12 protein-coding genes are annotated in these 14,676 nt (G+C 70.8%); 3 read left to right on the plus strand and 9 right to left on the minus strand.

Going from position 1 to position 14,676, the window contains the following annotated elements; all coding sequences use genetic code 11:
* Positions 1–201: 201 nt before the first annotated feature.
* The 6 genes from GVL03_RS02555 to GVL03_RS02580 all read right to left on the minus strand — a co-directional run bounded on the left by GVL03_RS02555 (position 202) and on the right by GVL03_RS02580 (position 7,625).
* Positions 202–627: a molybdenum cofactor biosynthesis protein MoaE gene (locus GVL03_RS02555; protein ID WP_373683822.1), complete on the minus strand. Its 426-nt coding sequence runs from the start codon at positions 625–627 to the stop codon at positions 202–204.
* Complete coding sequence (locus GVL03_RS02560; protein WP_159499199.1) at positions 627–1,100, minus strand: molybdenum cofactor biosynthesis protein B; 474 nt, start codon at positions 1,098–1,100, stop codon at positions 627–629. The genes GVL03_RS02555 and GVL03_RS02560 overlap by 1 nt, the downstream gene beginning before the upstream one ends.
* A 9-nt stretch (positions 1,101–1,109) precedes the next feature.
* Complete coding sequence (locus GVL03_RS02565; RefSeq protein ID WP_159499203.1) at positions 1,110–2,654, minus strand: SDR family oxidoreductase; 1,545 nt, start codon at positions 2,652–2,654, stop codon at positions 1,110–1,112.
* A 229-nt stretch (positions 2,655–2,883) separates the two neighbouring features.
* On the minus strand, positions 2,884–5,322 hold the full coding sequence (locus tag GVL03_RS02570) for an FdhF/YdeP family oxidoreductase (protein WP_159499205.1): 2,439 nt from the start codon (positions 5,320–5,322) through the stop codon (positions 2,884–2,886).
* Between the two features lie 109 nt (positions 5,323–5,431).
* Positions 5,432–6,106: a phosphatase PAP2 family protein gene (locus GVL03_RS02575; protein WP_159499207.1), complete on the minus strand. Its 675-nt coding sequence runs from the start codon at positions 6,104–6,106 to the stop codon at positions 5,432–5,434.
* Between the two features lie 97 nt (positions 6,107–6,203).
* Complete coding sequence (locus GVL03_RS02580) at positions 6,204–7,625, minus strand: multidrug effflux MFS transporter (protein WP_200847034.1); 1,422 nt, start codon at positions 7,623–7,625, stop codon at positions 6,204–6,206.
* Positions 7,626–7,871: 246 nt separating this feature from the next.
* On the opposite strand from GVL03_RS02580, the gene GVL03_RS02585 reads away from it, so the two are divergent.
* The 3 genes from GVL03_RS02585 (at position 7,872) to GVL03_RS02595 (ending at position 9,771) form a co-directional block, all read left to right on the plus strand.
* A complete protein-coding gene (locus tag GVL03_RS02585; RefSeq protein WP_159499209.1) occupies positions 7,872–8,576 on the plus strand; it encodes a DUF3105 domain-containing protein in 705 nt (234 codons plus the stop codon).
* Positions 8,577–8,580: 4 nt separating this feature from the next.
* Positions 8,581–9,225: a DUF305 domain-containing protein gene (locus GVL03_RS02590; RefSeq protein ID WP_159499211.1), complete on the plus strand. Its 645-nt coding sequence runs from the start codon at positions 8,581–8,583 to the stop codon at positions 9,223–9,225.
* A gap of 123 nt (positions 9,226–9,348) precedes the next feature.
* Positions 9,349–9,771, plus strand: coding sequence for a hypothetical protein (locus tag GVL03_RS02595; RefSeq protein WP_159499213.1), 423 nt, complete (start codon positions 9,349–9,351; stop codon positions 9,769–9,771).
* On the opposite strand, the gene GVL03_RS02600 is transcribed toward GVL03_RS02595, so the two are convergent.
* The 3 genes from GVL03_RS02600 to GVL03_RS02610 form a co-directional block, all read right to left on the minus strand.
* Positions 9,759–12,209, minus strand: coding sequence for an HAD-IC family P-type ATPase (locus tag GVL03_RS02600; RefSeq protein ID WP_159499215.1), 2,451 nt, complete (start codon positions 12,207–12,209; stop codon positions 9,759–9,761). The two genes, GVL03_RS02595 and GVL03_RS02600, sit on opposite strands and share 13 nt — an antisense overlap.
* Positions 12,210–12,292: 83 nt before the next feature.
* Positions 12,293–13,267, minus strand: a complete 975-nt coding sequence (locus GVL03_RS02605; RefSeq protein ID WP_159499217.1) for a carbohydrate ABC transporter permease — start codon at positions 13,265–13,267, stop codon at positions 12,293–12,295.
* A 182-nt stretch (positions 13,268–13,449) separates the two neighbouring features.
* Positions 13,450–14,583: a carbohydrate ABC transporter permease gene (locus tag GVL03_RS02610; RefSeq protein WP_159499219.1), complete on the minus strand. Its 1,134-nt coding sequence runs from the start codon at positions 14,581–14,583 to the stop codon at positions 13,450–13,452.
* Positions 14,584–14,676 lie beyond the last annotated feature (93 nt).

A 14,676-nucleotide genomic window follows, 5' to 3' on the forward strand; every position in this document is an offset into this window, starting at 1 on the left:
CGTCCTGAGCACCAAGGTCACCCCCACTCTCGCGATGACCCGCACGCACGACAACCTGCGGGTCGCGACGCCCGCGACGGTGTGGGCGATGCCGGCGGGAGAGAGCCGGGCGCCCGCGGGGCATCAGCGAGTTCGTCCATGCGATCTCCACACCGCGCGACACCGACTCGCGAGCATCGAGCGGGAACCGTCGGGGAGGGATCAGCCGCCGAGGCCCTTCCAGGCGGTGGTGCCGTCGGACTCGATCTGACGCTTCCACACCGGCAGCTCGCGCTTGATGTCCTCGATCACCGCACGGCAGACGCGGAACGCCTCGTCCCGATGCCCCGACGCGACGACGATCACGACGGCCGCGTCGCCCACCTCGAGCCGTCCGATGCGGTGGCTCACCGCGACGATCGCACCGGCGTCGCCGATCGCGCGCTCGGCGAGCGACCTCAGGATCCGTTCGGCGTCGGGATGCGCGGAGTACTCCAGCGCCACGACCGGGGTCGCCGCATCCGGATCGTTGTCGCGCACGCGTCCGAGGAAGGTCGTCACCGCACCGGAGGCGTCGTCGTCGACCGCGCGCAGATGGGCGTCGAGGTCGAGGGGCTCGGCGCTGACGCGGGCGAGGGCGACGGGCATCAGTGGTCCCCTCCCGCGAGCTGGTCGATCACGTGCGCCGCGACCGACAGCACGACCGGGATCCCGGATGCGACGGCCGCCGGCTTCCCCGGGAGGTTCACGATGAGCGCGCCCCGGGCGACCCCCGCGAGGCCACGCGTCAGCATCCCGGCGGGCTTCTCCGCGGCCCCGCGGCGGCGGAGCTCCTCGGCGAGTCCCGGGATCTCGCGCTCGATGACGCGCGCGGCACCCTCCGGGGTCTGATCGCGCGGAGAGACGCCGGTGCCGCCGGTCGTGACGACGAGGTCGGCGCCGGCGTCGATCGCGGCGCGGAGTGCCCGCTCGACGCTGTCGGCGCCGTCGGGCACGACGGTCGCGTCCGGGCATTCCCACCCCGCGTCGCGGAGGAGGCCGACGCCCACCGGCCCGGAAGCGTCGTCGCGCACGCCCGCCGCCGACCGGTCGGACACCGTGATCACCGCCGCGCGCCGCATCTGTCCAGCCTATGCCCGGGCGTCCCCCGTGCCCTCCTCGGCGGTGAGCGTGATGCGGGTGGCCATCCCCGGGAAGACCAGCGCGTGGAAGGGCAGCACGAGCAGCCAGTAGAGGCGGCCGGCCAGGCCCCGCGGAAAGAAGATCGCCCGCTGCTCGTACCGCGCACCGTCGCCGTCGGGCACGGCGCCGAGCTCGAGCCAGGCGAGGCCGGGCACCTTCATCTCGGCGCGCAGGCGCAGCATCCGCCCGGGCTCGATCGCCTCGACGCGCCAGAAGTCGATCGCGTCGCCGACGACCGCCGAGGTCCGGCTGCGCCGGCCGCGGCGCAGCCCCACACCGCCGACGATCCGGTCCATCCAACCGCGCAGCGCCCACAGTCGCGGCGTCGAGTACCACCCGTTCTCGCCGCCGATGCCGATGATGACCCGCCAGAGCGCCGACGCCGAGGCGGGGGTCGTGACGGTACGCGTGTCGGTGTAGACCGTCCGCCCCGCCCAGTCGGGGTCGCTCGGCAGCGGGTCGCTCGGCAGGCCCGAGAGCTCCGCATCCTGCCAGCTCGTCTCGATCGCGTCCGCGTCCACCCGGCCGATCGCCAGCTGCACCGCCCGCCGGTACGACGTGAGCCCGCCGTCGGGGCGCGGAATGAGCTCGTCGACGCTCCGGTCCCTCACGACGCACTCGTTCTCGAGCGAGGCGATGAGCGGGCGCGCGATCGACCGCGGCACGGGCGTCACGACGTTGACCCAGTGCGAGGCGAGGCCGGGGGTCAGCACCGGCAGCGCGGCGATGGGCCGCTGCGGCAGGCCGGCCTCGACCGCGTAGCCGTTCATCATCTGCCCGTAGCGCGGCGCGTCGGGGCCGCCGACGTCGACCGCACGGTTCACCGGCGCGTCCACCCGGGCGGCACCGAGCAGGTAGTGCAGCACATCGCGCACCGCGATCGGCTGCACCCGGTTGCGCACCCACTTGGGCGCCGGCATGTAGGGCAGCACCTCGGTGAGGTGCCGGATCATCTCGAACGACGCCGACCCCGATCCGATCACGACACCCGCCTGCAGCACGAGCGTCGGCACACCGCTGCCCAGGAACACCTCCCCGACCTCGACCCGCGAACGCAGGTGCGGCGAGAGCCTCACCCCCGACGGATGCAGCGCCCCGAGGTACACGATCCGTACGACGGATGCGGCCTGCGCCGCGGCGGCGACGGTCCGCGCGGCCGCGAGATCGGCCTCCTCGAACCCCTTTCCCGCACCCATCGAGTGGATGAGGTAGAACAGCACGTCGATGTCGGCCACCGCCGCGGCGACCGCATCCGCGTCGTCGGCGGATCCCTCGGCGATCTCGACCTCGCTCCCCCACGGAAAGGCCGTCACCCGGGCCGCGTCGCGGGCGAGCACGCGCACCCGGTACCCCGCGGCGATCAGGCGCGGGGTGAGACGCCCGCCGATGTACCCGGTGGCCCCGAGCACGAGGGCGCGGGGAGCCTGCCCATCGGCTCGCCGCCGGGCGCGCAGGGCGGGTTCTCGGCCGGTGGGCGTCGTCAGCTCCGTCATGCGGGCGACGTTACGCGCCCGTGCCGGTGCCGGGCGGGGGCTTGCGCCGCAGCCCGCCCCCGCCCGCACTCACCGTGACTCCGCCGGCCCCGTCCGGGCCGCCCGAGCCGCGAGACTGCAGCGGGGTGCCGAGACAGTGGGGTTTCCCCGCTGTCTCGGCGCTAGGGTGCAGTCTCGCGGTCCGAGGCTCCCTGGACGGGGAGCGGATGCGGAGCGGGGCGCGCCGACGCTACGCGAGCGACGCGACGCGGGGCTCAAGGCGCACGAGCACGGACTTCGACGTCGGCGTGCCGCTGACGTCGGCGACCGAGTCGAGCGGCACGAGCACGTTCGTCTCCGGGTAGTACGCCGCGGCGTTCCCCCGCGGGGTCGCGTAGCCGACGATGCGGAAGGCCTCGGCCCGGCGCTCCTGCAGCACCCCGTCCGGACCCGTCCACTCCGACACGAGATCGACCACCTGTCCGTCGGCGAAGCCGAGCTCGGCGATGTCGTCCGCGTTCACCATCACGACGCGGCGTCCGTCGTGGATGCCCCGGTAGCGGTCGTCCTTGCCGTAGATCGTGGTGTTGTACTGGTCGTGCGAGCGGAGGGTCTGCAGCAGCAGGCGACCGGCCGGGATGCGCGGGTACTCCAGCGGGTTCGCAGTGAAGTGCGCCTTGCCGTCGCTCGTCGCGAAGCGGCGATCGTCGCGCGGGCCGTTCGGCAGGAAGAACGTGCGTCCCCTCGCGATGCGCTGCTCGTAGTCCTCGAAGCCCGGCACGACGTTCTGGATGTGGGTGCGGACGAGCGCGTAGTCGTGCTCGAGCGCCGCCCAGTCGGCGTGCGGCACGTTCGCCGGATGCGCCACCTCGGTGCGTCCGGACCAGTCGGCGTGCTCGGCGCGGGGGCGCTCGGCCTGGTCGCGATCGACGTCGCCGGAGTGGGATGCGGATGCCACGGGCCGCGGCGTCGCCTCGCCGCCGAAGAGCAGGTCGCACAGGCGGGCGACGATGGCGACCTCGCTCAGCAGGTCGTCCGCGGGCGGGGAGAGCCTGCCGCGGGAGGAGTGCACCGCGCCCATGGAGTCCTCGACCGAGACGCGCTGCTCGCCCCCGCCGCGGCGGTCGCGATCGGTGCGTCCGAGAGTCGGCAGGATGATCGCGCGGCGCCCGGTGACCACGTGCGAACGGTTGAGCTTGGTCGACACGTGGACGGTGAGATCGAGCTTCGCCATCGCCCGCTCGACGATCTCGGTGTCGGGGGTCGCGCTGACGAAGTTGCCGCCCATGCCCATGAAGAACCGGGCCCGGCCCGCGTCCATCGCCCGGATCGCCGCGACGGTGTCGTGCCCGTGTGCCCTCGGCGAGGCGAAGTCGAACTCGGTGTCGAGGGCGTCGAGGAACGCGTCCGACGGCTTCTCGTAGATGCCCATGGTGCGGTCGCCCTGCACGTTCGAGTGCCCCCGCACGGGGCACACGCCGGCGCCGGGACGGCCGATGTTGCCCTGCAGCAGCAGGACGTTCACCACCTCGCGGAGCGTCGGCACCGAGTGCTTGTGCTGGGTGAGGCCCATCGCCCAGCACACGATCGTGGCGGGCGAGGTGCGCACCGCCTCGGCGATCTCCCGGAGCGCCGGCTCGTCGAGGCCGGTGGCGGACTCGAGCTCGGCCCAGTCCGCATCCGCCATCGCCGCCGCGTACGCGGCGAGCCCGCTCGTGTACGCCTCGACGAAGGCGTGGTCCACGACCCCGCCGGAGCGCTCCTCGACCTCGAGCAGGTGCTTGCCGATCGCCTGGAACAACGCCTGGTCGCCCCCCACGCGGATCTGCACGAACCGGTCGGCGATGGCTGTTCCGCCCAGCAGCACGCCCCGCGCGGTCTGCGGGTTCTCGAACCGGAGCAGCCCCGCCTCCGGCAGCGGGTTCACCGCGATGATCGTCGCCCCGTTCTGCTTCGCCTTCTCGAGGGCGCTCAGCATCCGGGGATGGTTGGTGCCGGGGTTCTGACCGGCGACGATCAGCAGCTTCGCGTTGTGGACGTCTTCGAGCGAGACCGTGCCCTTGCCGATGCCGATCGTCTCGGTGAGCGCGGAGCCGGACGACTCGTGGCACATGTTGGAGCAGTCGGGGAGGTTGTTGGTGCCGACGCCGCGCACCAGCAGCTGGTAGAGGAACGCCGCCTCGTTCGAGGTGCGGCCCGACGTGTAGAAGATCGACTCGTCGGGATCGTCGAGCGTCCGCAGCTGATCGGCGATCGCCCGCAGCGCGTCGTCCCACGCGATGGGCCGGTAATGCGTCGCGCCCTCGTCGAGGATCATCGGATGCGTCAGCCGCCCCTGCTGGCCGAGCCACCAGTCGTCGTGCTCGCGCAAGTCCTCGAGCGAGTGCTCCGCGAAGAACTCCGGCCCCACCCGCCGCACGGTCGCCTCCTCGGCGACCGCCTTCGCTCCGTTCTCGCAGAACTCGGCGACGTGACGGTGATCGGGGTCGGGCCACGCGCACCCGGGGCAGTCGAAGCCGTCCTTCTGGTTGACCCGCAGGAGGGTGCGCGCCGACCGCACGGAGCCCATCTGCTCCCACGACATCTGCAGCGCGTGCAGCACCGCCGGGACTCCGACCGCAACCTTCTTGGGCCGGGAGACGGACAGCTCGGACTCGTCGATGTCGGTCTTCGGAGGCTTCGTCACCATGGTTCGATGCTATGCCCGATAGGGCGTCGTGTCTTCGCCCGCCGGCACCGGACCGGCACCGGTCAGAGGGGAATCGGCCGGGCGGAGGGCTTTCGTCGCGACATCGTCCTCATCCCGGCCGATTCTCCTCGCGGCTCGTGTGTCCCGGCCGCACCGCACGCTCACGGTCGATCCGATCGCGCAGGAACGCCGCGCAGACGAGCGCGACGCCGACCCCGACGAGCATGCCGCCGAGCGTGTCGCTCAGCCAGTGCGCATGCAGATAGGTGCGGCTGAAGACCATGATCAGAACCCATGCCGAGGCCACGACGGCGGTCCACGCCCGCGGCAGCAGCACCACCAGCACGGCCGCGAGGGTCGCGGCGTTCGCGACATGACCCGACGGGTACGAGCCGTAGTCGCTGACGACGAGGATCTGCTCGGGCCGAGCACGGCCGAACAGGTGCTTCAGGATCTGCACGACGAACGCGCTCAGCGCCACGGCCAAGACGAAGTAGCCGGCCGACCACGGGCGGCGAAGGGACAGCAGCACGACGATGCCCGCAGCGGGCACCACGATCGTGCTCACCCACACGCCGCCGGCGACGTTCGTGAAACGCGAGACGACGTCGAACGGCGCCCAGTCGGCCTGGACGAGCAGGAGGTTCCACGCCGAGTCGATCGCGAAGGGCTCGTTGCCCCGGGCGAGGATCCACGCGCCGAGCGCGGCGGACAGCACGAGGAGCGTCGCCCCGATCGTCCCCCGCACGAGGGCCGAGGGGCCGGATGCGGTCGATTCGGTCATCGCCTCATTGTGGCGCCGGAGCGGGCCGGGCCGCCGGAACGACGCGACGCTTGCGTCCGGCCGCCGCCTGTGCGAGCGGGTCCGGACACCGGCGGCGTCACGGCGTCAGCTGCGCCACCGAGCGCGGTCGCACGAGCAACCACAGCGAGAGCACGGCGACCACGCCGCATCCGACCATGACGGAGGCCATCGTCGTCGCGGTGATCCCGGCGTCGTGCGAGAGCCAGCCCACGAGCGGGGAGACGATGCCGGCCACACCGAAGTTCGTGGCGCCGATGATGGACTGCGCGGTGCCCGCGGCGTTGCCGTGCCGGTCGAGGGCCAGCACCTGCACGCAGGGGAACGTGAAGCCGCACGCCGTCATGAAGAAGAAGAGCGGGACGATCGTGCCCCACAGCCCTGCCCCGAGCTGGTCGGCGACGACGATCACGGCGGCCGTGACGACGAGCGCCGCCGTCGAGAAGGCCATGACCCACTGCGGGCCGAAGCGCGCGGCCAGTCGCGAGGCCGCCTGCACGCCGACGACCACGCCGATGGAGTTCACGGCGAACAGCACGCCGTACTCCTGCGCGTTGAAGCCGAAGCTCTGCTGGAAGAGGAACGACGATGCCGAGAGGTACGAGAAGAGCCCGCTGAAGGTCATGCCGCCGATGACCAGCACGCCGAGGAAGACCCGGTCGCCGAGCACGCTGCGATACCGCTGCCACACCGTGGTGGCGCCGCGCTCGCGGCGACGGGCCGGCGGCAGCGTCTCGGGGATGAAGACGGCTGCAGCGATCAGCATGACGACGCCGTAGACCGCGAGGACGACGAACAGCCCCCGCCACGGCATGACGCCGAGCAGCCAGGAGCCGACCAGCGGCGCCAGCACGGGCGCGACACCCGACACGAGCGCGAGCCGCGACAGCATGACGACCAGGCGCCGCCCGCCGAAGAGGTCCCGGACGATGGCAGCCGCGACGACGCCGCCGGCTGCGGCGCCGGCGCCCATCAGCACCCGGGTCACGCTGAGCGTCACCAGGTCGGGAGCGAAGGCCGCGGCGGCGCTCGCGACCACGTGGAGCGCAGTGACCGCGAGAAGCGGGATGCGGCGACCGACCTTGTCGCTGAGGGGGCCGACGATCAGCTGCCCCAGGGCGAAGCCGATCATGGTGCCGGTCAGTGTCAGCTGGATCATCGCGGCGGTGGTGTCGAAGTCGGCCTCGAGCACGGGGAACGCCGGCAGGTAGAGATCGATCGTGAACGGGCCGAGCGCGGTCAGGGCGCCGAGCAGCACGATGTAGAGGACGCGCCGCCACGTCGGCATCGCATCGCCGGGGTGCAGCACGATCGGGGCGGTCTGCGGGTTGGCGCCGAGCGTGCGGATGGCGCCCGTCGTGCTGCGCGGCGTGCGCACCGAGCCGGTCGGTGTCCGCTCTTCGGCGGAGGCTGCCCCGGATGCGGGGACGACGGGAACGGGGGACGTATCGAGCACAGTGCGGACCACTTCGGTGAGGGAGAGGGGCGGCGCGCACGCCATCGGGCGCGGGTCGCGGGGAGCAGCCGGATCGAAACGATTCGACCGGGCATGTCCATCGTACCGGATCGCCCGGACGACGCCTCCGCGGAATCCCGGCCCGGACGCACCTTCGGCGCTCTCCCAGCCGTATGCCCTATGCGCTCGAATAGGCTCGGAGTCTGGCCCGTACACAGCTCTCCCCGGGCCGCACTCCCCGCACGGCAGTCCGCGGCACCCGTCCGCACCGAACCGAGGACCCGACATCGCATGAGCACGACGCCCGACAAGCGCCAGAGCGGCAACCCCGCCACGCAGGCCAAGATCTCCCAGACCGCCAAGCAGGAACGCGAGCAGCGCCGCCAGGAGAAGCTCGCCGAATACCAGCGACAGCTCGCACGACGCAAGCGGAGCAAGCTCGTCTGGTGGGTCGTGGGGTCCACCGCCGCGGTCGCCGTCGTCGCGATCGTCGTCGCATCCCTCGTCTTCACGCCGCGGCCCGCGACCTACGGCGCCCAGGACTCCACCGGTGCGCAGATCGAGGGCGTCGAGCTCTTCGACAACGTCACGACCCATGTCGAGGGCACGGTCGACTACCCGCAGTCCCCGCCCGCCGGCGGCGAGCACAACTCGGTCTGGCTCAACTGCGGCATCTACACCGAGCCCGTGCCGAACGAGAACGCCGTGCATTCCATGGAGCACGGCGCCGTGTGGGTCACCTACGACGCGGACCGGGTCGGCGACGACGAGCTGGCGACCCTTCGCTCGCATTTCCCGGCCACCTACACGCTGCTCTCCCCCTACGAGGGCCTGGACTCCCCGATCGTCCTCAGCGCGTGGAACGCCCAGCTGAAGATCGACGACGCGAGCGACAGCCGGATCCCGGAGTTCTTCGAGGAGTACTGGCGCAGCCAGAACGCCCCCGAGCCGAACGCGGTGTGCAGCGGCGGTGTCGACGCGCCCGGCCGGCAGTGACCCGATGAGCGCCTACGCCGCCCGCCCGCGACGCTGGCCGTTCATCGCGCTGGCCGTCGTGGGCGCGGCGGCGCTGGCGTTCGCCATCGGTCGCTTCACGCTCTTCTCGAACGTCCCGGCCGCCCCGAACGCCGCCGACGTCGGCTTCGCCCGCGACATGCAGGTGCACCACGCGCAGGCGGTCGAGATGGCGATGACGATCTACCGCGACACCGAGGACGAGCAGATCCGCGCGCTGTCATACGACATCGCCACCGGGCAGGCCGCGCAGCGCGGCGAGATGTTCGACTGGCTCGTGCAGTGGAACCTGCCCCAGGCCGGCGACCTCATGTCGTGGGTGTCCGCATCCGACGACCACGCGCACGCGGATGCCGAGGGCGCGAACGACGAAGAGCTCATGACCGAGATGGGGATGGCGAGCGCCGCCGAGCTCGCCGAGCTCGAGTCGGCGACCGGCACGGCGGCCGACTGCCTCTTCCTCGAGCTCATGATCCGGCACCACGAGGGTGCCCTGTCGATGACGGATGCGGTCATCGACCTCGGCAGCATCCCCCGCGTCCTGCAGGTCGCGCAGACCATGAAGACGCACCAGGGCGCCGAGATCGATGCGATGACCTCGGCCCAGGCGCGGCTGGGCTGCACGGGCTGAACCGGAGTCGCCGACCCGGGCCCCGACCTCGGTCCCCAGCGAGGAGCAAGGCTCCGAGACGAAGGGGCGCGGTGCCTCCGCTCCGCCGGGGTCGCCGACGCGTCCCACCGCTAAGGTGGTCGCGTGCACGCATCCGCCCCGCGCCGCCCGATCGTGGTCCTCCTCGCGGTCATCCTCGTCGCACTGAACGGCGCGTTGAACACGGCGCTCGGCGTCCTCCTCCTGCTGAGCCGCTACGACGTCGCGGCGGACGACGTGCTGCCGGTCTCGCTGGTCGGGATCGGGATCATCCTGTTCGGGCTGCTGACCCTCGCGATCGCCAGCGGGATCGCCCGCGGCAGCCGGCTCTCGCGGCTGCTGCTGACCGTCTACCTGGCGATCCAGCTCGTGCTGCACGGCATCACGATCGCGACGAGCGACGCGTGGGATGCGGCCTCGATCGTCCAGATCGTCCTGCAAGTGGCGCTGGTCGTGGTCGTGTGGGCCCCGCCGGGCTCACGGTACTTCGCCTCCCGTGCCCCGGCGCCCGATCCCTACCTGCCCTGAGCACCGCTGCCGCCGCGCACCGAGCGGCGCACGAACCGGACGTGGAAGACCCGGACGATCTCGATCGCCCCGATGGCCCCCATCGTGAAGAGGGTCACGGCGTACGCGGCCTCGCGGCCCGGATCGACCAGCTGGAAGAACTCGATCGACAGCGGCACCGTGAAGATCACCGTCAGCGCGATGAACATCGCCCCCACGACCAGGACCTTGAACCGGTTCAGCGGACGGGACAGGATCGACAGCACCCAGATGCCGACGATCGCGAGGATGATCGTCGACCCCGTCCGCAGCTGGTCCTCGTCCACGCCGAGCGAGCTGGCCACCAGCTTGTAGCCCGTCAGCGTCAGGGCGACCACGACGCCGGCCGGGACGGCGAACGACAGCGACCGCCTGAGGAAGCCCGGGATGTAGCGGCGGGCGTTCGGCATGAGCGCGAGGAAGAACGCCGGGATGCCGATCGTCAGGCCGTCCGTGATCGACAGCTGGCGGGGCAGGAACGGGAACTCGAGCACGAGGATGCCGAACAACAGCGCGAGACCCGTCGCATACACGGTCTTCGTGAGGAACAGCATCGAGACCCGCTCGATGTTCGCGATGACCTGGCGCCCCTCGGCGACGACGTCGGGAAGGTGGGAGAACCTGCCGTCCAGGAGCACGATCCGGGCCACCGCCTTGGTGGCGGCGGCCCCGGAGTTCATCGCGATGCCCATGTCGGCGGTCTTGATCGCCAGGGCGTCGTTGACGCCGTCGCCGGTCATCGCCACCGTGTGGCCGCGGCTCTGCAGCGCGACGACCATGTCCTTCTTCTGCTCCGGGGTGACGCGGCCGAACACGGTGTGGGTCTCCAGTACCTCGGCGAGGGCGTCGTCGTCGGTCGGGAGCGTGCGCGCGTCGTACCCTTCGGGGACGTCGAGTCCCACCTCGCGGGCGATCGCGGCGACCGTCCGGGGGTTGTCGCCGGAGATGATGCGGACACCGACCCCCTGCTCCCGGAAGTAGGCGAGCGTCTGCGCCGCATCCGGCCGCACCCGTTCGCCGAACGTCACGACCACGGCGGGGCGAAGATCCGCGGGCAGGCGCTCGGCCTCCACGTCCGCCTCGGTCAGCGCGGTGGGCGCGTACCCCAGCACGAGGGTGCGCAGACCGCTCGAGGCGAGTCGGGTGACCACCGATCCGAGCGGAGACGCCGCATCCGTCGCCGGGTCGCCGAACACCATCTCAGGTGCGCCCAGCACCCACGTCGGACCGTGCTCGAAGGCCACCGCGCTCCACTTGCGCGCCGAAGAGAACGGGATCGTCGCGGCGGGGGTGCGCGACGCCGCGACGGGGTACGGCTCTTGCAGACAGCGCGCCGTCGCGTTCGCGTCAGGTGCTGCGCCGTACCAGGCGAGCGCGTCCTCCCATCCGTCGGCGGCGTCCGGCAGCGGGTGGACGCCGTCGAAGGTGATCTCCCCCGCCGTGAGCGTTCCGGTCTTGTCGAGGCAGATCATGTCGACGCGAGCGAGCCCCTCGACCGCCGGCAGCTCGTTGACGAGCACGTTCTTGCCAGCGAGCTTCGCCGCCCCGACCGCGAAGGCGATCGAGGTCATCAGCACGAGGCCGAGCGGGATCATCGCGGTCAGCGAGGCGATCGTGTTCACGACCGCCTGGACCCAGCGCCCCTCGTCGAAGATCGTGGCCCACCCGCCGGCGACCATCACCTGCGCATTGAGCACGAGCAGGCCGATCGGGCCGATCCCCCAGCTCACCCACTTCAGGACGCGGTTGACGCTGGAGCGCAGCTCGCTGGAGACGAGCGAGAATCGCTTCGCCTCGACCTGGAAGCGGTTCGCGTAGGAGTCCGCACCGACCCGGTTCACCTGGGCGGCGCCCTCGCCACCCACGACGACCGACCCCGACAGGGCCTCGTCGTCCGGCCGCTTGTCGACCGCATCCGACTCCCCGGTCAGCATCGACTCGTCGATCTGCAGACCGCGGGAGGACACGACGACCGCGTCGGCGGCCACCTGGTCGCCCGCGCGGAGCACGAGGATGTCGTCCTGCACGACCTCCGTCGGGACGATCTCGCTCTCCTCTCCGTCGCGGCGCACGCGCGCCCGAGGCGCGTTCAGCAGCGCGAGACGATCGAGCGCCGCCTTCGCGCGGAACTCCTGCACGGTGCCGATGATGGCGTTCGCGAAGGCTGCGAGCCCGAAGAGGGCGTCCTGCCAGCGGCCGACGAGCAGGAGCACCAGGAAGCACGCGCCGACGATGCCGTTGAAAAGCGTGAAGACGTTCGCGCGGACGATGTTCCAGACGCTGCGGCTGGAGTCCGCCTCGTAGGCGTTGACCCGACCGTCGCGGACGCGGTCCGCCACCTCCGCGGCGCGCAGGCCCACCTCCTCGGGGGTCGGAACCGGTTCCCGCGCACCCTCGACGATGACATCCCCCGCGTCCATGCGCTCACCTTAGCCGGATGGCGGTCCGACGCACCTTCGCGGGGCGCACCGTTCCGGTGACCCCCGCGGGAGTGCGTACGCGATCAGCCCTTGGTCGAGCCCGCCAGCAGTCCGCGGACGAAGTACCGCTGCAGGGCGAAGAACACGATCAACGGAACGATGATCGCGACGAACGCGCCTGCGGTGAGGAGCTGCCAGTCATTGCCCCGGCTTCCGGTGATCTCGGCGAGGAGCTTCGTGATCGGTGCCACCGCACCGTCGGCGAAGATCAGCGCCACCAGAAGATCGTTCCAGACCCACAGGAACTGGAAGATGCCGAACGAGGCGATCGCAGGCATCGTCAGCGGCAGCACGATGCGGAAGAAGATCTGCCCGCGCGAGGCGCCGTCGACCCTCGCCGCCTCGATGATGTCGGCCGGGATCTCCGCCATGAAGTTGTACAGGAGATAGATGGCCAGCGGCAGCGCGAACATCGAGTGGGCGATCCACACCTGCGCGTATCCGCCCGCGACGCCCAGCGGCTCGGTGATCTGCAGCCCCCACAGGTTGATGCCCTGCGAGAACGAGCGCAGCAGCGGGATGAGCGCCATCTGGATGGGCACGATCTGCAGCGCGAACACGAAGATGAACAGGACGTTGCGGCCCTTGAAGTCGATCCACGCGAACGCGTACGCCGCGAGACAGGCGATGGCGAGCGGGATGACGGTGCCCGGGATGGTGATCGCGATCGAGTTGACGAACGCGCTCGCCATCGTGACCTGGGAGTTGCCGGCCTGCAGGACCTGCGTGTAGTTCTCCAGCGTCACCTGCGGGTCGGCGAAGAAGGTCCACCATCCGGTGGTCTTGATCTGCTGCTCGGGGCGGAGCGACGAGACGAACAGGCCGAATGTGGGGATCGTCCACAGTGCCGCGATGATGATCGCGAAGACCGACGCCCACGGCTTCGTGAGCTTCTTCCGCGCCCGGCCGGCGGAGCCCTCCATCCGGCGTTCCCCGCGCTTCAACTGCCTCTGCGTCGCCTTGTCGACGGGAAGGTCGATCGGCATGACGTCGCTCATAGGATCGCCCCCTTCGGGCGATCTGCGCGCTCACGCGCACAGGACGCGTACCGCGTGCTCATAGGACCGCCCCCCTCGGACGATCTGCGCGCTCACGCGCACAGGACGCGTACCGCGTGCTCATAGGACCGCCCCCCTCGGACGATCTGCGCGCCGACGCGCGCAAGACGCATACCGCGTGCTCATCGGATCTCCCTCTGCTTCGCGATCTGCCGGGCGTTGTAGACCACGATCGGCAGGACGAGGATGAACAGGACGACGGCGAAGGCGGCGCTCCGGCCGGCCTCGAACTTGGTGAACTGCGTGTACATCTCGTTCGCGATGACCGAGGTGCCGTACGAGCCCGCGGTCATGGTGCGGACGATGTCGAAGACCTTCAGCGACGCGATGGAGATCGTCGTGAGGACGACGATGATGGAGGGCCGGATCGAGGGGACGGTCACGCTCCAGAACCTCTGCCAGGCATTGGTGCCGTCGAGCTCGGCGGCCTCCAACTGCTCGATCGGGACCCCCTTGATGGCCGCCGACAGCACGACCATCGCGAAACCGGTCTGCACCCAGATCAGCACGACGATGAGGAACAGCGTGTTCCACGGCTCGCCGAGCAGCCACTGCTGCGGAGTGCCGCCGAGCCAGACGATGATCTGGTTGAGCAGACCGATCTGCTCGTACTCCGCGGAGCGGTACTCGTAGACGAATCGCCAGATGATCGACGCGCCCACGAACGAGATGGCCATCGGCATGAAGACGAGCACCTTGTAGACCTTCTCGCCGCGGGTCTTGTCGATGAAGACCGCGTAGGCGAGGCCGATGGCCGTCGAGAAGGTCGGCGCGAGCAGCACCCAGACGATGGTGTTGACGACCGTGCGCACGCCGTCGGGTTGCGTGAAGATCCAGGCGAAGTTGTCGAACCCGACGAACGCGTTGCCCGCTGCGTTCTGGAAGGCGCCGATGAACGTCTGGATCGACGGCAGGATGAGGCCGACCAGAAGAAGGAGCATGGCGGGCGCGAGGAACGCCAGCAACTGCACGAGATACCCGGTGCCCGACCGGGCGCGGAAGTCGAGGAGGAACAGACCCGCTCCGAAGACGGCGGCGACGGCGGCCGCCCACCAGACGGAGTTGAACGCGATGAAGACGCCCGCCGGGATCAACACGCACATGGCGAATCGGATCCAGGTGTACACCGTTCCCTTGCGAGGGGCGATGTCGACGAGGAAGAGGATCGCGGCGACGACGGCGAGGAACGCCACGACCACCACGACAGCCTGGAGCAGCGGATGCAGCTGCCCGATCCAGTTGAAGAAAGCGGTCACGAGGCTCCTTTCGAGCGCGGCATCGGACCCGATGCATGGAATCTAGCGAAGATCACGAGCGGGAGTCGAGGGGTCGCCCCGGTGGAGCGACCC

Source organism: Microbacterium sp. 18062 (assembly GCF_902706225.1).
Classification (GTDB): domain Bacteria; phylum Actinomycetota; class Actinomycetes; order Actinomycetales; family Microbacteriaceae; genus Microbacterium.